This window comes from Psychrobacter sp. SCQQ22 (genome assembly GCF_015864605.1).
GTDB classification, from domain to species: domain Bacteria; phylum Pseudomonadota; class Gammaproteobacteria; order Pseudomonadales; family Moraxellaceae; genus Psychrobacter; species Psychrobacter fozii.
Map to the genome: position 1 here is coordinate 115,554 of NZ_JADYWZ010000007.1, position 16,097 is coordinate 131,650.

A 16,097-nucleotide genomic window follows, 5' to 3' on the forward strand; every position below is an offset into this window, starting at 1 on the left:
AATGAGATAGGCGCTTTTTTCTCGTGTGATTTAGCTAAAAAAAACTACTTAATATTATATCTTTTAGCAATGACCTTGCTACGTTTCTGTGTCTCGTTAGCGGTGCAAACATCAGAATTAATCATGGCATATACCACGGTGTTATTCATGGGGCCATCATGCTCAAAGTCACACTGCTTGCTGCGAGCTTTTAGCCAAGTAATCTGTTCTTTATCAAGCTGCTGCTTTTGAGTAGGTGATAAGGTGCGATACGCAGTCATGTATATTTTGTTAAGCCTATTTTTTTCAACTTGGACCGCATCTTTACCACAGTCATAAGCCACTTCCATATAGGCATCTTCACAAGTGTACTCACTTTCGGCGGATGCCGCTTGTGCTGATAACATCGTATACAGAGATAGCACAGCTACACCCACTACCGTTATAACATGAGTTCTCAATTTCATACTGGTATCCTTACCTTAGATGAATAAAGTTAATTGATTATAGGACGTAACTGCAACTCATAACATCGATATTTATTTACTGTCGAATTAAACGGCTTGGCTGTGGCAGGAGAGTTATATCACTGACACGGCAAGGATTGATATCGATACCACCACGGCGCGTGTACCATGCACGAACCATCAATGCGCTTGGCTCATAGTATCGACTCAAATCAGCAAATATCTGCTCGACACATTGCTCATGGAAGCCATTATGCTGACGGAAACTTAAAATATAACGCAGTATATTAGCCGCATTAACAGGCTTATCCGTCGTAATCGATACTGCTAATGTACCCCAGTCTGGCTGATTGGTCACCGGACAATTACTACGCAGCAAATTAGAATAAAAAGTATAAGGCTGAGTGCTGTCACTTATCACACTCTCGCCACTCGTCTCTGCTTCATTATCACGCAGCAGTGATGCATCAGGATACTCACACAGCGCTACTTTTTCACTGCTGTTTGCCAAGGCCTCATCAATACAAACGCCTTCAGGCTGTGCAATTAATAATCCCGACTGCTCATTGCCTTGCTCGTCATCTAAGCCAAATAACTCAACAATGACATCTGCTTGCACACAAGCTGATAAATCTTTAGCAATCAGCGTCTGCACCTCTGCCCAACTGGCAAATTCGGTAAAATTGATACTGTTTAAATACAGCTTAAGTGATTTTGACTCAACGATAAACGGTGAGCTAGCAGGAATCGCAAAGCGCGCGATGGCCACTTGCGAAATACCTTGCGTGTTCAACCAAGACATCTCAAATGCCTGCCACCAATCAACACCAACCGTTAATTTATCATCTTGCCAGCCAATCACATCACGTCCCATACTTCGCGCGATAGGATATAGCGTCTCTGGGCTATACTCAGTTGGATAGTCCGTGGTTTGCTCACCTAAAATACCGTGGATACTCATAAATTACTTACCTTTCATGCCTAAATACAATGAAATAAAAACCATTCATTTTACAGCAATAGGTTATTTTATGGGAATCATTTGCCAGTCTGAGGTAGGCTCTGTCTTCACATAATTAAATCGTACTCGATAAGCAATAGTGTCATGCTCATTCATCTTAAAATAAAAATCTACTAATAGGCTATCATTGGCAACCCACTCAAGCTTTGCACTATAAGGCATTGGACCATACTCACGACTGTCATAGAACTTGAAGTGTTGCCGAAATTTATCATAATCTATATTATTTTTATCATATTGATAGCTACCATACTTGTCCTTTTTCCAAATGAGAACCTCTTCTTCTCCTGGAAACTCGACTTCAACCGTGGCTGCATAAGTCATGTCTGGTGAAAGTGTCAAATGCGATCCTTCAAACTCTTGTATAACACCCGTGTTTAGATCAACCAATACGGTGTTATTAGTTTCATAGACTTGTCCAGATAGATAAAGCCAATTTTTATCCTTATCGTAGCGATTTATGAGATAAACATATCTAAGGCCGTCCCCCTCTTCATCTTGTACAGGCTTATCGGTCAATATGATAGGAGCTTCATGATTGGGTATCGTAATAGTGGTTTGGTTTAGCTGACGAGAAATATATTTTGATAACTGTAGTTTTTCGATGAGATTTTGATTATAAATCATCGCACTCTGATCCAAGCAATCTCGATATTTCAGCTCATTTTTACTATCACAAGTCTCACCCAAGTTAGGATAAATAGGGGCTTCTATGACCTCCCAATCATAATCATCCATTGTTGCAAATGGGGCTGCGATGGCAATGCTTGTAATTGTACTTAATAACGTGGCTGCACACGCCTTACTCATACTTCTTACAGAAATTTTAAGCATAAAAAAAGAGCCCAACAATATTAGGCTCTTATGATAAGGTTATCAGTCTATTGATTACAAGCTAACTATGACAAATGACGACTCATAAAACTAATGGCTATCATATTATAAACGCACAATTTACAAACGCACACGTGAGCCATTACTGAGTAAGCGATAGGCAATGGTATAAAACACTGCGCAGAATACAAAAATAGCAGCCATCGAGTACCAGACATTGACATCAGAATAGCCAAGGATACCGTAACGGAATGAGTTGACCATATAAACAATAGGGTTCAGTAATGAGATATTTTGCCAAAATGGTGACAAATTTTCCATCGAATAAAATACACCACCAAGATAGGTAAGTGGCGTCAATACAAAGCTTGGAATGATAGAAATATCATCAAATGAGCGAGCAAACACGGCATTGATAAAGCCACCAAGCGAAAACAATATAGAGGTGCCCAGTACCGTAAATATGGTCACGAACACATGCTCAATACCGAGGTCAGTAAAGAATAGCGCAACGATTGAGACAATAACCCCAATGGCCAGTCCACGGAAGATACCACCGCTAATATACCCCATCAGAATCGCATGTTTGGATACTGGCGAAACCAACAGCTCTTCGATACTAGAGGTGAATTTGGCACTAAAGAAGCTCGAAACCACGTTGGAGTAACTGTTGGTAATAATCGACATCATAATCAAACCAGGCACGATGAACTGCATGTACGGCACTCCGCCCATCTCACCGACACGCGAGCCAATCATTTTACCAAAAATGACAAAATAAAGACTCATGGTGATGACTGGTGGCAGTAATGTCTGTGGCCAAATGCGCAAAATTCGGCGAACTTCTTTCAACAATATAGTGCGAAATGCAATCCACTTTTTGCTCAATGACATGGTTTTATTAGGATCTATCATTTCTTGACTCACAATCCCGCCTCCTTCATGCTGTCTTCACTTTGAATATTTTTGTCTACCAAACGCATAAATAGCTCTTCTAATCGATTGGCTTTGTTACGCATGCTTCCCACAGTAATGCCCTGCTCTGACAACTGGGCGAAGACGTTATTCATCGACTCACCTTCCGTCAAGGTCACTTCAAGTGTCTGATCATCCGGCTGGGTTATTCCTGTCACACCTGTCAAAACCAATTGACTATTAACCGGCACTTCCAAATCAAAGACGAATGTTTCCACCGAGAGCTGTGCTAATAAATCTTTCATTTCTGTATTGATACGAATTTCACCATGATCTAAGATAGCAATGCGCTTACACAGTTGCTCGGCTTCTTCTAAATAATGAGTGGTTAGAATAATCGTGGTCTTTTCTTCGATATTAATCTGCTGCATGAACTCCCACATAGAGCGGCGTAGCTCAATATCGACCCCAGCAGTTGGCTCATCCAAAATCAATAATTTTGGCTTATGAATCAATGCGCGTGCAATCATCAAACGGCGTTTCATGCCACCTGATAGCTCACGCGATTTACTATCACGCTTGTCCCATAGACCAAGCGCTGTTAGTAGTCGTTTCGCTCGTGGCTTGGCTTCTTTGGCAGGAATACCAAAGTATCCCGCTTGTGTGATCAAAATATCTTCGACTTTTTCGAACATATTAAAATTAAACTCTTGCGGTACGATACCGAGGTACTGCTTTGCGACAGAAGGGTTTTCCAACAAGTCAGTACCAAAAATATGCACGCTGCCTGTGGTCGGCTTAAACAGCGAACTGATGATACCAATCATGGTTGATTTACCTGCACCATTGGGACCCAATAATGCAAAAAATCCACCTTGTGGCACAGTTAGATCGACTCCTTTTAGAGCCGAAAACCCATTGTCATAAGTCTTGGATAAGTTTTTTATCGTAAGTGCTGGTACTTCTGACATGAAGACCTCTTTGTTTGTTATAAATGTATATAAAAATATTTTGAGACGACGAATAGCTAGAATAGATGCTGTAAAGTCATAAAATGAGGCTACTATTGACGAATTTCAACTATAGTGCAGCTGAAGTCTCATATTGATAATATTGATGATGAAAAAAGCGCCTATCCCATTGAATGAGATAGGCGCTTTATAGATATCTATCGTAAAAGCTTAGCTAAGCACTTGTTAAAGATTAGCTTGCTGCTTCAATCATATAATCTACAGCATTCTGAACTTCTTCATCAACGATATCCGCGCCACCTTTGGCAGGCATTGCATTGAAACCATTGATAGCATGGGTATATAGAGTATCTGTACCTTTTGCTATGCGTGGTCCCCAAGCGCCGGCATCAGCAAAGACAGGAGAGCCTAGCAAGCCCGCTGCATGACAAGTATGACATACGGCATTGTATACCGCTTTACCATCGCGAGGTCCATCACCAGGTGCTGGGCCAGCAACACGTGCCGTCACATCACACACTTCATCATCTTCGAAGCAGACGGTAGCAACAGGGTGAATACGAGCAATCAGGTTAGGATATAGTGCAATCAGTTTTTGCACTTGTGGCGTATCTTGTGGAATCGGCTCTTCAACAGCAGCAGGTGCTGCAGCGGCTGTTTCTTCAGCAGCTTCACCATCTACAGGTGCGGCTTCATCAGCAGGAGCTGCGCCATCTGTTGTATCTGCAGCAGCTTGGGCATCATTGCCTGACTGCTCAGGCGCATTTTCTACGACTTCCTGTGTGTCTGCTACAGCAGAGACAGTTGCAGGAGTTTCTACAACACTTTCAGCTTGGCTCACCGCGATACTAGCGATTCCTAGAATGGCAGCTGCCGATAACATAACTACTTTTCTCATTCGTCACGTTCTCTTATTACGTATACAAAGGCCTGCACAGCTCAGACATTCTGTCTATCCTCCTTTGATAACCTTTGGTCATCAATAGCAAACAGCCATCCCGCGTGCCAGCACACTTGTAATCGGTGATTATAAATATGAATTCTCCATGACATTATAAGGGAAAAGACAGGTAAATTGCCATGCCTGTTTAATGACTATCTTGTTTTTTCTTAAAAAACATCAATCGCTACCGTCATTTATTGGCTTTATGGTTTTTATTTGTTAGACTAAGCGGTCTTTATTTTTCGACACTTATTCGATACTTAGTAATACGACTGATTATTCATACTATTGATTGATATGTTGTGTTGGTTAGCGCAGTATTTATCCATTGAGTGTCCGTGAATAGAGTCGTTGGTTCAGCATATTATGCGCTCGTAGCTCAGTTGGATAGAGTATCGGTCTCCGAAGCCGAGGGTCGTGGGTTCGATTCCCGCCGAGCGCACCAATCATTATATTTACAGCCTCGCTCCACCCTTCCTTAGCACTACCCTAAACTGCCCATACTCATCAAACCTACATGTCCAAATGTTTGCGGTTTTTCTGTGCCCGTATACTTCTGAGGCTCTCACCTATAGTCGGTTCGGTATAATTTGGATACAAGGAAGCCGAGTGAAAGTACTACAAATAGTAGACTGAGCGAGACTGACACCGTACCCAATTTATAGAGGATTGACTATAATAACAAAATTTACTCTGCCTCTTGCAAATTGGCAGTCAATTGAGCACGGCTGGGTACACGGTGGTAATTAATCACAGGAACATCTCCCAAACGACGTTGACCAACGTCTATTTTTTTATCAATGGTAATCATCGCGATTTTTTTGTCTTGCTTACTGAGCAATAAATGATTCGCTTTACGGTTTACTCGATAATCAGGGAAATACTGCTTCAATAATGCTGAGGTTTTTTGTAGGCTATCATTAATAGGTTTATTCGCCTTTGCACTCATTTTGTGGCTGTGTTTGTGGCTATGTTTTTCGCCCGCTTTAGCACCACGCGCCTTTGCCAACATCCATAAGACTGCGATAACGGCAAACAGTATGACAAGCCACCAAATTCCATCTATCATAAGAAAAAATATCCATCATTAGCAAGGGTTGGCTCATGTTAGCAGAATTATCACCAGCGTTAATAGCAGAAGTAGAACTTGCCACCAAGTTACTGAAATCGAAACAGCGTATTTGCATTTTGACAGGGGCTGGTATTTCTGCAGAAAGCGGTATCCCAACGTTTCGAGACAAACAAACAGGGTTGTGGGAGAACTATGGCGTAGAAGATTTGGCCACGCCAGATGCGTTCATTCGCGATCCAAAGCTAGTGTGGTCATGGTATCAATGGCGCCGGCAAGTGGTCGCCGATAAAAGACCTAACCCTGCACATGATGCCTTAGCACAGTGGCAGTATTATGCCCAGTCCTCCAATCAGCAAGTGACACTCATCACCCAAAATGTCGATGACTTGCACGAGCAAGCTGGTAGTACCGTGACCCATTTACATGGCAATCTGTGGTGCAATCGTTGTAGTCAGTGCGAGAGGCCCTACCCAAACCAAGCAAGGAACTCATATAGCGGCGAAAATGTGCCTAGCTTTGACGAAACGCTGATGACCTGTGAACATTGCGATGGATATATCAGACCAGACATCGTGTGGTTTGGTGAAGCGTTGCCTGTAGATGAGTGGCAAACAGCTGAAAATGCTGCGACTAACTGCGAGGTGTTTATTAGTATTGGCACATCAAGCCTCGTCTACCCTGCTGCGGGACTATCTCAGCTAGCCAAACAAAATGGCGCCCAAATTATCGAGATAAACCCAGACCCGACACCGAATACACTCGTTGATATAACGTTAGCAGAAAAAGCTGGCATCATTCTGCCACTATTAATACAAGAGATTACTGCGCTATAGCCGTAACGGAATGACAGATACTGATATCCGATATGAAATAGGGCTAAGTATTATGTCGTATGATGATTCCATTGAATAAAAGTGTCCTAGCAGCACAATAAAAAAGGCTTAACGATTTATATAAACCGTTAAGCCTTGGATACTAAAACCTAATCATATTGAATTTACTGTAGTGCTAGATCCACTTTCGCTAGATATTCTGCTTTTAATTCATCATCTATAAACGACGATCTAAATGAATTCTTTACTAAGGTAACGATATCGTCTTCTGTTAAAGGTAAGTTTTCACAGATATTTATAAAGTTTTGATTGATATAGCCTTTGAAATACGCTGGATCATCAGAATTGACACTGATATTCAGACCATAATCTAGCAGCTCTTTTATATTGTGTTCTTTATAATTCCCGAAGACCCTGAGTTCAATATTAGAGTTCGGGCAAACGGTCAGCGGCATTTGCTCATCTTTAAGCCTTTGCATCAGCTCTGGGCTCTTTATAGACTGCACGCCATGATCTATTCTATTAATGTTCAATAAATCCAATGCTTCGTAAATGTAGGAAAAATCTGCCTCTTCGCCAGCATGTGCGACCAATTTAAAGCCCGCTTCTTCTGCCGTTTTAAAGACATCTTTGAACTTTGAAGGAGGGTTGCCCAATTCTGAAGAATCAAGACCGACACCGATAATGTCATCTTTGAACGCCATTGCTTCTTCTAGCGTTTTAAAAGCTTCTTCTTGTGATAAATGTCTTAAAAAACACATGATAATGCAAGAAGTGATGCCGTATTTTTCCTTGGCATCCGCGAGTGCTTCTTTGATACCCGTAATTACCGCTTCAAAAGGCACGCCTCTTTCGGTATGGGTTTGTGGATCAAAGAATATCTCTGTGTGAATGACATTGTCTTCAACACACTTCAGAATGTATTCCCATGTTAAATCATAGAAATCATCTTTGGTGATAAGGACGTTTGCACCTGCATAGTAGATATCTAAAAATGTTTGCAGATTGGTGAAGTTATAGGCGTTACGCACATCTTCTATGTCTTTATACGGAATTTCTATCTGGTTTTTTTTTGCCAATCTAAACATCAGCTCAGGCTCTAATGAGCCTTCGATATGTAAGTGCAGTTCAGCTTTCGGTAGTTTCTGTATTAAATCAATCATAGTGTTCCAGTAGTGACTTTTTATATTAGGGTGTTATCAAGAAAGGCTTTTATAAATGCGGTATTTGTATATATGCTTAAGTTATATCTCAATCGCTCTCTTTCTAGAAACGCTATTATATTTCAATTGAAGCTGAAACCATAGAGAAGCGATAAAATCTAAAACAACGGCTATCAGATACGATGATAAACATCACTTTAAAAACACCACCGTATCAGACAACTCATTACCCGCTGGATCATGCTCAAGATGATAGTACTGGCGCATTACTTGTCCTACTTCATCCAATAATTCAGCGAGACTTTCTTCTGTTTTTTGATTGGCAATGCCTGACACTGCTTTGTCGCACATCGCGCGCCAGACAGTTGGACTGACGTGAGCACTGATACCACGATCCGCCACGATCTCTAGCTGATGCTCGCAAACATTGACATAGATTAAAACACCTGTATTTTCTTCAGTATCCCAAACGCGATATTCACTAAACAAATCAATCGCACGTGCGCGGCAGCCAACATGATAAGCATCTTGGATAGGCAGATGGTTTTCTACAATTAAAAACACCTCACCGCGATGCCCACGCTCTGCCTGTGTTACTTTTTCTGTGAGACGAGCTTTGGCATCCTCTGTTAGCCACTTACTATGCAAAAGAGGGACAAACAAAACTTGACGCCACCAGCGGGCAAAACTGGGATTTGAAGTGTTGTTTTCTGCCATTGTATTATTTCCTCAAGTACGTCATTGCTAATGGGGATTTAGTATCTGTTCTTATCAAGAGTTCTAGTTTTATCAAGAGTTCTAGTTTTATCAAGAGTTCTAGTTTTATCAAGAGTTCTAGCCAGCGTCTACCATGATCCGCCAGCACCACCACCGCCAAATCCACCACCGCCGCCGCCAAATCCGCCGCCGCCAAAACCACCACCGCTAAAGCCGCCGCTACTACCACCGCCCATGCCAGGCAGGAATATCATGCCACCGCGTTTACGACCACCGCCAGAGCCACCTTTACCGCCACCGCCACCACGTGAAATCAAAAATAGCCACAAAAATATCGCCATAATCACAGTCATGAAAAAGCCACCACCCAATGCGAGTGAGCCAGCAAAGAAGCCGCCCGTCGTCAGGATAGAGCCAAACACACGACCAAAGATATTAGCAATAAAACTACCGAATATCATCGCCATGATAAATAAGAAAATAGGCGACGGCACTTCTTCAGAGTCCTGCTGTGTACTACGCTCGGCTGCTTGCACATCAGCACGAGCCAATACCTCAGGATCAGCAGTCAGACGCGCCTTTAATGCCCCGACACCTGCCAGTATCCCAGCACCATAATCGTTTTGCTTAAACAACGGCGTGATATCTTCACGAATAATTCGGCTGACCGCAGCATCTGGTAACACACCTTCTAATCCGTAGCCTGTCAAAATATACATGTCACGGTCATTAACAGCGACCACCATCAGTAAGCCATCATCGATATCTTCATTACCTAGCTGCCACTTTTCAGCCACTTCTAGTGCGTAGTCAAATATGGGCACACCATTCGTGGTAGGCACGATCACCACTGCGGCTTGGGCAAAGCCTTGCTGATAAATACTTCTGAGCTGTGCTTCTAACCGCTGTTTTTCTTGCGGGTTTAAGATATTGGCCTGATCAATCACGGGCGAATTCAATATCAGCTTATCAGCATCGACACTCTCTGCATTTGACTGTATTGGTGCTTGAGCGGTTGGCTGCGAGCTTGATGTCGCTTCATCATTAGCCACATTAGGATTAATCGCCTCGTTGCCAAGGACGGCATCATTGATAGCGTCATTACCCAACACGGCATCATTGATAGCGTCATTACCCAACACGGCATCGTTGATGGCTTCATTGGACTCACCTGCTTTGGCAAGCGCCACCAAATCTTCGACACTACGATCTTGCAAGCTCGACGTGCCATTGGTCGCAGCAGCTGTATCGTTAGGCGCAGCGTGTAGCATAGGCGCACCACTGACGCTAAGTGTGAGCAGTAATACTGATAAGATTGCTTTTGAATGATTCATCTAATCTATACCACCTCAAATGACATCTATACTATAGTCAGTTCCATATAAATTGGATATGGCGTCAGGCGTGCTCAGTCTACCATCTGTAGTACTGTTACTCGCCTGCTCTATATCCAAATTACCTTTAACTAACTATAAATTGATAGGTATTCATACTTATCAATACCTTTAAAATAAATCTGGCCGACTACTCTACACGAATAGAGCCACTAACACGTTTCTATCGATAGCTTTATTCAATGCGCTTTATTGAGCACTCGCTACATCGTCATCACCAAAATCAACAGTCGGCGCCGTTGAGATAGCGTCTTCATTCGCCACGCTAAAGTTTGACTTGGTATCCATACCAAATACTTTGGCAGTGATGTTGGTTGGGAACTGGCGTACCGTCGTATTATACGATTGTACTTCTTGAATATAACGGTTACGCGCGACCGTAATACGGTTTTCAGTGCCTTCTAGCTGAGCTTGCAAATCTTGGAACAGCGCATCTGATTTGAGCTCAGGATATCGCTCAGACACGGCCATTAGACGTGATAGCGCACCAGTCATCTGTTCTTGCGCAGCAGCATAACGCTCCATCGCTTCTGGGTCATTGAGCACTTCTGCCGTTACCGTGATACCACCAGCACGTGAGCGAGCTTCTGCCACCTGAGTGAATACTTCTTGCTCTTGCTCAGCATACTGCTGTACCACTTTGACTAGGTTTGGCACCAAATCAGCACGGCGCTGGTATTGGTTGACCACTTCTGACCACGATGCTGTCACTTGCTCATCTTGCGCCTGCAGGTTGTTATAGCCACAGCCGCTTAGACCAACGGTAGAAGTCGCTAATACGGCTGCCAACATAATGGGTTTTACAATTGATTGACGCTTCATCGTTGTTTCTCCTAATAATGGTAAATAATAAAATACTTAGTAACACGTTTTTTTAATAATTTTTGAATACTTATTCATAATTTTTGGATACTGACTTTGAATGCTTACACAGTTCTATATTACTTATATAACTTTGCAGAGACTGATAAAGGCATTGCTAGCGTAGTCGTTATCATACCCCTACTTATACACCTCTATCTATAAAGCGTCATATCGTCATTTGCAAAGTATGCTAACAATGATGATGCCATCACGGCACTTTTGCAATTTATGATTACCAAAGTACAACCGCCATATGTTTTCGCTCGTTTGCTTCTCTTACTGATTATCGAACGATAGCTCTCCGTAAACACCACCAAAATCCTAACATTTCTACGAGTTTATACTTTGCTTTCCTGTGGATTTTATAGCCCATCACAGAGGCTATTTATTTACAATTCATCAGTATATCGGTGTACCGAAATTTGAGATTTACAGAATGATGAAACATATGATGTTTTATGCTTATTTATGACTGTACTCAACTTATCAAATATACATATATATAGTTATATAAAAAGAAAATTCTAGTAATTGGTACAAAAATATGGCAAATTGCAGTTACGTAGCCGTACGGTTTGAATACATTTGGTAGTGGACTTATAGTATGATTAGTATTAGCGAATTTCTGATTTCTATTTAAATATCAGTTAACTACTAGCTAAGTAGTTATAGTAAGTGGTTATAGATAGTTACTCGCTAAACTTAATCAGCCATGCCAATAGTGTAGTCAATCGGAACGGCTCATAGCAAATTGAATACTGTCACTACGATAAGTATTTAATTATATAACTGCCTGTTTTATCCGTTGATACTAATATTGTCAATAGCAAGCACTATATAAACGGTCAATATTGCTATTAATATATGCGGATAAACACAGAAAACTACAGTCCATTCTTAGTGGCCAAGCACGTATGAGACTCAAGTAATATACATGAGTCGATGTAGCTAATTTAACTGCTTAACTTAAATAAGTAAGTTAACCAGTTAGCTTACTCCTAGCATACAGAGCCACTTTGAGACAGTACTAGGAATATAAATATGGAAGGTTTAGTTAACTTAGTAAACGGAATTATCTGGAGCCCTGCGCTGATCTATCTGTGCTTAGGTGCGGGTCTGTTTTATTCCATCTTAACGCGTTTTGTACAAGTCCGCCTATTCGGTGAAATGATTAGATTGCTGTTTAAGGGCAAACCTGATAATGATGGTATCTCATCATTTCAGGCATTAGCTGTTTCTCTAGCTGGTCGTGTAGGTATGGGTAACATCGCTGGTGTTGCTGCTGCCATTGGTTTTGGTGGTCCAGGTGCCGTATTCTGGATGTGGGTTGTGGCCTTCTTAGGCGCTTCAACCGCTTATGTTGAATCTACCTTGGGTCAGATTTATAAAGAGCGCGATGTTGTCACGGGTGAATACCGCGGTGGCCCTGCTTACTACTTCGAGCGTGCGCTTGGGCAAAAGTGGTATGGTATTTTATTCGCCATTGCTTCTATCGTTTCTTGTGGTATCTTCTTACCTGGTGTACAGGCGAACGGTGTTATCAATGCTGTGGCTCAGGTCGCCGGTGAAGGTTCAGTCATGAACTTCATGGGTATCGAAACTGGCACAACTCGTATTATCGCCCTTGGTATTATCTTAGTGGTATTAGGATTTATCATTTTTGGTGGTATCAAACGTATTGCGACCTTTACTGAATACGCTGTACCATTTATGGCAGTAGGTTATATTATCTTAGCCCTACTTATCATGTTCTCTAACTTCAGCATGATCCCTCACGTATTTGGTTCAATCATTGGTGATGCATTTACTGCTCAAGCAGGCTTTGGTGCTGCTATCGGTTGGGGTGTGAAGCGCGGTATTTACTCAAACGAAGCTGGTCAGGGTACAGGTCCTCACGCTGCCGCAGCTGCTGCGGTTGATCATCCTGCACAGCAGGGTTTGGTACAAGCATTCTCAGTTTATGTTGATACCTTACTTGTTTGTTCTGCGACTGCCTTCATGATTTTGTCTACAGGCATGTACAATATCCAAGGTACACTACCTGAAGGTCAGTTCTTAGTCCAAAACGTAGCGGCAAATATCGAGATTAACTCTCCTTCATTCACCCAAATGGCGATGGAATCAGTCTACGGTACTTTTGGTAATACTTTCATTGCCATCGCTGTATTCTTCTTTGCCTTTACGACTATCTTGGCGTACTACTACATCGCTGAAGTCAACATCTCGTACCTTACCCGCTCTATGGGCAAAGGCGCTAGTAAAGCAGGTCAGTTCGTTGTTAAGCTTATCATCATGTTTATGGTTGCTTATGGCGCACTAAACAGCTCTGGATATATCTGGGGACTTGGCGACGTTGGTGTTGGCCTGATGGCTTGGTTGAACATCGTTGGTATCATCGTGATCTTCTTTGTCGCACGCCCTGCTATCGATATCCTACGAGATTACGAAGCACAGCTTAAAGCTGGTGGCGGTACGACTGCCAAAAGATTCGTTTTTGATCCTAAGAAATTTGGTATCAAGAATGCGACTTATTGGGAAGAGCGTCATGCAGAAGAGCAACAAAGATTGGCTGCAAATCCACTCAACAAAGAAGCTAAGTAATACGTTTACTGAAACTCTTTAAAGTAGTGGTTTTTTAAGCCTCTAAAAAAAGCCCAAGATAAGTGTCTTGGGCTTTTTTATTTGTGTAGTCTCAATGAATAAATATAAAACAAGCACTGCTAAAATATAGATACAACAGAGCTAGTCATAAGATACGTACCTACTCTCTTATGTACTTATACAGATATGGTGTGCCTCTATCTTTACCTCTGCGCACTCATAAGACATCCACTCTACTACTCTAACCGCAAGTCTTAATGCGTAAAGACTATGGTCAAAATAGTGATACCAAAAAGTGCTAACGTTGATCTCGCTAAAAAGTTCGATATCTCTGCCCTTATCATCAGCTATCTAGACTCACAGTTGCATTGAATCAGCTGTCAATTTCATGCGATAGACTTATAGCAGTGCTACGATGAACTGACGATAGATAACCTTTGGGCACAAAAAAGCCCAGCTAAAAGCTAGGCCTTTTCGATATCATTGATAAAGTATGAACAAATAGATTAAAAACTTACTCAGGCATTAATACTGCATCGATAGTGTGTACTACACCATTCGTTGCCATGATATCTGTACCAGTGATATTAGCAGTGTTACCAGTAGCATCAGTGATTACATTGTCTTCGCTGATAGAAATAGTTGCACCGTTTGCTGTTTTGATATCAGTACCATAAGGGATATCAGCAGCCAATACTTCTGACGCTAGCACATGGTAAGGAAGTACTTTTTTGAGCAAATCAGTGTTAGCCAATAGCTCTTCTTTAGTTACGCCTAGCTTCTCTAATACAGGAGCAAACGCATCATCAGTTGGTGCAAATACTGTATGCTTGGTTTCTTCCATTAGCATAGTATCAAGACCAGCCGCTTGTAATGCAGCGGTTAGAATCGTTAGGTTTTCGTTGCCTGCTGCGATTTCAGCGATGGTTTGTGTAGCCATCGTATCTTCCATGCCATCAGTTTCAGCCATAGGATCGGTTTCACCCATTGCATCAGTTTCAGCCATTGGCTCTGCTACAACTTCTTCAGTAGTCGCTTCTGGTTCTACTGGATCAGTAGTGGCTTCTTTGTCAGCACAAGCAGCGAGTGACATGGCAGCGGTAACAACAGCGATAGATAATAGGTTCTTCTTCAACATAGGTATTTCCTTATCAATGAATGTTCAATTAAGTTATTTGATGAACAAATAAGTTCTCTCAGTTAATGAATATAACAGTTAACAACTTATTTATTGCAAGCGATACCAATTGGTTGGAGTCGATCACATCAAATCTGCTATACCAATAACTACGATTCTAACTGATTAATTTTGAATTAATGCTTACTTAGGTAGCAACACTGTATCAATCACGTGTACGACACCATTATTAACTTGTATATCGGTCACCGTGATATTAGAGATACGGATGCCTTTAATAAAACGAATGCTTTTAATAAAATGGACGCTTGTAATAAAATGGACGCTTGTAATAAAACAGCCATCTTATGACAGATAAAAGCTGGTATTCATACCAGCTTCATCATATATAGGTATACGGTTATCACATCTTAACTAAAGCTATTTTATAGTCGTACTTTATTTAGGTAATAGCACTTTGTCGATTACGTGTACAACACCATTGGTAGCAGCAATATCAGTCTTTAGGATGTTAGCTGTACGGCCATTTTCGTCTTGCAGCTGACCTTTCGCTGTCACCATTAGCGTGTCTTTGCTAAGCATGGCAATGTTGCCTGGCTTCACATCTGCTGCATATACTGGCGCCGCACCATTAATTACATGGTAGCCCAAGATTTTGGTTAGCAATGGCTTGTTGGCAAACAGTTGCGCTTTGGTCATGCCTGTTTCTTGCAATACTTGTGCAAATGCTTCATTGGTTGGTGCAAATATCGTAAAGTTGGCGTTAGGATTAGATAGTGGCTCTGCAATACCAGCCGCTTGTACGGCTTCAACTAGCAATGAGAAGTCAGCATTGCTCTGTGCGACTTGTACCACGTTCATGTCTGACATTGCTTGGCTGCTAGTAGGCGTTTGCGTTGCTGCATCTGTGCTATCACTTGGCGTCATGTTATTACATGCGCTCAAGCCCGCAACTGAAAGGGCTAGTGTACCGATTGCAGCAATTTTAGTAAGTTTCATAATTCTATCCTTGACGATTAAGTAGTAGTAATTGAATATTTTTAGACGATAATAGTCTTATCTCATTAACTAACCTGTATTTTATAGGCGATCATTACATCGATATAAATATTCATATCTGATAAAAGCGATGAACATTCATTAGTAAGTATTGCTTACGAAATACCAGTTCTTCTGAAATCAAAT

At 41.7% G+C, this 16,097-nt stretch carries 16 protein-coding genes and 1 tRNA gene; 3 read left to right on the plus strand and 14 right to left on the minus strand.

What is annotated here, in order from left to right; genetic code table 11:
- Positions 1 to 44: 44 nt before the first annotated feature.
- The 6 genes from I6E84_RS10620 to I6E84_RS10645 form a co-directional block, all read right to left on the minus strand.
- Entirely contained in the window at positions 45 to 446 is a 402-nt protein-coding gene (locus I6E84_RS10620; protein WP_197217922.1) for a lysozyme inhibitor LprI family protein, read from the minus strand.
- A 76-nt stretch (positions 447 to 522) separates the two neighbouring features.
- Entirely contained in the window at positions 523 to 1,407 is an 885-nt protein-coding gene (queF, locus tag I6E84_RS10625; RefSeq protein WP_197217923.1) for an NADPH-dependent 7-cyano-7-deazaguanine reductase QueF, read from the minus strand.
- Between the two features lie 63 nt (positions 1,408 to 1,470).
- Positions 1,471 to 2,301: a hypothetical protein gene (locus I6E84_RS10630; protein ID WP_197217924.1), complete on the minus strand. Its 831-nt coding sequence runs from the start codon at positions 2,299 to 2,301 to the stop codon at positions 1,471 to 1,473.
- A 120-nt stretch (positions 2,302 to 2,421) separates the two neighbouring features.
- Positions 2,422 to 3,195, minus strand: a complete 774-nt coding sequence (locus I6E84_RS10635) for an ABC transporter permease (RefSeq protein WP_197217984.1) — start codon at positions 3,193 to 3,195, stop codon at positions 2,422 to 2,424.
- A gap of 29 nt (positions 3,196 to 3,224) precedes the next feature.
- Entirely contained in the window at positions 3,225 to 4,187 is a 963-nt protein-coding gene (locus I6E84_RS10640) for an ABC transporter ATP-binding protein (RefSeq protein WP_197217925.1), read from the minus strand.
- 232 nt (positions 4,188 to 4,419) lie between these two features.
- Entirely contained in the window at positions 4,420 to 5,070 is a 651-nt protein-coding gene (locus I6E84_RS10645) for a c-type cytochrome (RefSeq protein ID WP_227681464.1), read from the minus strand.
- 428 nt (positions 5,071 to 5,498) lie between these two features.
- Between I6E84_RS10645 and I6E84_RS10650 the strand changes: the two genes are divergently transcribed.
- Positions 5,499 to 5,575 (plus strand) — tRNA-Arg (locus tag I6E84_RS10650).
- Between the two features lie 243 nt (positions 5,576 to 5,818).
- Here I6E84_RS10650 and I6E84_RS10655 read toward each other — a convergent pair.
- Positions 5,819 to 6,199 (minus strand): hypothetical protein, encoded by a 381-nt coding sequence (locus I6E84_RS10655; RefSeq protein ID WP_197217926.1) that lies wholly within the window; start codon positions 6,197 to 6,199, stop codon positions 5,819 to 5,821.
- Positions 6,200 to 6,234: 35 nt separating this feature from the next.
- Here I6E84_RS10655 and I6E84_RS10660 point away from each other — a divergent pair, with 35 nt between their 5' ends.
- Entirely contained in the window at positions 6,235 to 7,035 is an 801-nt protein-coding gene (locus tag I6E84_RS10660) for an SIR2 family NAD-dependent protein deacylase (RefSeq protein WP_197217927.1), read from the plus strand.
- Between the two features lie 164 nt (positions 7,036 to 7,199).
- Here I6E84_RS10660 and I6E84_RS10665 read toward each other — a convergent pair whose 3' ends face one another.
- The 4 genes from I6E84_RS10665 to I6E84_RS10680 all read right to left on the minus strand — a co-directional run bounded on the left by I6E84_RS10665 (position 7,200) and on the right by I6E84_RS10680 (position 11,131).
- Positions 7,200 to 8,198 carry an adenosine deaminase gene (locus I6E84_RS10665; protein WP_197217929.1) on the minus strand — a complete coding sequence of 333 codons (999 nt, stop codon included), beginning with the start codon at positions 8,196 to 8,198 and terminating at the stop codon, positions 7,200 to 7,202.
- A 192-nt stretch (positions 8,199 to 8,390) separates the two neighbouring features.
- Positions 8,391 to 8,915, minus strand: coding sequence for a TPM domain-containing protein (locus tag I6E84_RS10670; RefSeq protein ID WP_197217931.1), 525 nt, complete (start codon positions 8,913 to 8,915; stop codon positions 8,391 to 8,393).
- A gap of 128 nt (positions 8,916 to 9,043) precedes the next feature.
- Complete coding sequence (locus tag I6E84_RS10675; protein ID WP_197217932.1) at positions 9,044 to 10,249, minus strand: TPM domain-containing protein; 1,206 nt, start codon at positions 10,247 to 10,249, stop codon at positions 9,044 to 9,046.
- A gap of 249 nt (positions 10,250 to 10,498) precedes the next feature.
- The gene (locus tag I6E84_RS10680; RefSeq protein ID WP_197217933.1) at positions 10,499 to 11,131 is read right to left on the minus strand and encodes a LemA family protein; all 633 of its coding nucleotides are present in this window, start codon (positions 11,129 to 11,131) and stop codon (positions 10,499 to 10,501) included.
- A 1,083-nt stretch (positions 11,132 to 12,214) separates the two neighbouring features.
- Between I6E84_RS10680 and I6E84_RS10685 the strand changes: the two genes are divergently transcribed.
- On the plus strand, positions 12,215 to 13,774 hold the full coding sequence (locus I6E84_RS10685; protein WP_197102370.1) for an alanine/glycine:cation symporter family protein: 1,560 nt from the start codon (positions 12,215 to 12,217) through the stop codon (positions 13,772 to 13,774).
- A 514-nt stretch (positions 13,775 to 14,288) separates the two neighbouring features.
- Here the strand turns inward: I6E84_RS10685 and I6E84_RS10690 are convergent.
- The 3 genes from I6E84_RS10690 to I6E84_RS10700 form a co-directional block, all read right to left on the minus strand.
- Positions 14,289 to 14,912, minus strand: a complete 624-nt coding sequence (locus I6E84_RS10690; protein WP_110923896.1) for a fasciclin domain-containing protein — start codon at positions 14,910 to 14,912, stop codon at positions 14,289 to 14,291.
- A 183-nt stretch (positions 14,913 to 15,095) separates the two neighbouring features.
- Positions 15,096 to 15,245: a fasciclin domain-containing protein gene (locus I6E84_RS14265; RefSeq protein ID WP_197217986.1), complete on the minus strand. Its 150-nt coding sequence runs from the start codon at positions 15,243 to 15,245 to the stop codon at positions 15,096 to 15,098.
- A 105-nt stretch (positions 15,246 to 15,350) separates the two neighbouring features.
- On the minus strand, positions 15,351 to 15,911 hold the full coding sequence (locus I6E84_RS10700) for a fasciclin domain-containing protein (RefSeq protein ID WP_110923895.1): 561 nt from the start codon (positions 15,909 to 15,911) through the stop codon (positions 15,351 to 15,353).
- Between the last annotated feature and the right edge of the window lie 186 nt (positions 15,912 to 16,097).

Bases quoted from the DNA above. Each gene is read 5' to 3' on its own strand.
- I6E84_RS10655 (WP_197217926.1), bottom strand. From the start codon at position 6,199: ATGATAGATGGAATTTGGTGGCTTGTCATACTGTTTGCCGTTATCGCA.
- I6E84_RS10620 (WP_197217922.1), bottom strand. From the start codon at position 446: ATGAAATTGAGAACTCATGTTATAACGGTAGTGGGTGTAGCTGTGCTA.
- I6E84_RS10675 (WP_197217932.1), bottom strand. From the start codon at position 10,249: ATGAATCATTCAAAAGCAATCTTATCAGTATTACTGCTCACACTTAGC.
- queF (WP_197217923.1), bottom strand. From the start codon at position 1,407: ATGAGTATCCACGGTATTTTAGGTGAGCAAACCACGGACTATCCAACT.
- I6E84_RS10685 (WP_197102370.1), top strand. From the start codon at position 12,215: ATGGAAGGTTTAGTTAACTTAGTAAACGGAATTATCTGGAGCCCTGCG.
- I6E84_RS10635 (WP_197217984.1), bottom strand. From the start codon at position 3,195: ATGTCATTGAGCAAAAAGTGGATTGCATTTCGCACTATATTGTTGAAA.
- I6E84_RS10670 (WP_197217931.1), bottom strand. From the start codon at position 8,915: ATGGCAGAAAACAACACTTCAAATCCCAGTTTTGCCCGCTGGTGGCGT.
- I6E84_RS10665 (WP_197217929.1), bottom strand. From the start codon at position 8,198: ATGATTGATTTAATACAGAAACTACCGAAAGCTGAACTGCACTTACAT.
- I6E84_RS10645 (WP_227681464.1), bottom strand. From the start codon at position 5,070: ATGTTATCGGCAGCTGCCATTCTAGGAATCGCTAGTATCGCGGTGAGC.
- I6E84_RS10660 (WP_197217927.1), top strand. From the start codon at position 6,235: ATGTTAGCAGAATTATCACCAGCGTTAATAGCAGAAGTAGAACTTGCC.
- I6E84_RS10640 (WP_197217925.1), bottom strand. From the start codon at position 4,187: ATGTCAGAAGTACCAGCACTTACGATAAAAAACTTATCCAAGACTTAT.
- I6E84_RS10630 (WP_197217924.1), bottom strand. From the start codon at position 2,301: ATGCTTAAAATTTCTGTAAGAAGTATGAGTAAGGCGTGTGCAGCCACG.
- I6E84_RS10680 (WP_197217933.1), bottom strand. From the start codon at position 11,131: ATGAAGCGTCAATCAATTGTAAAACCCATTATGTTGGCAGCCGTATTA.
- I6E84_RS10700 (WP_110923895.1), bottom strand. From the start codon at position 15,911: ATGAAACTTACTAAAATTGCTGCAATCGGTACACTAGCCCTTTCAGTT.
- I6E84_RS10690 (WP_110923896.1), bottom strand. From the start codon at position 14,912: ATGTTGAAGAAGAACCTATTATCTATCGCTGTTGTTACCGCTGCCATG.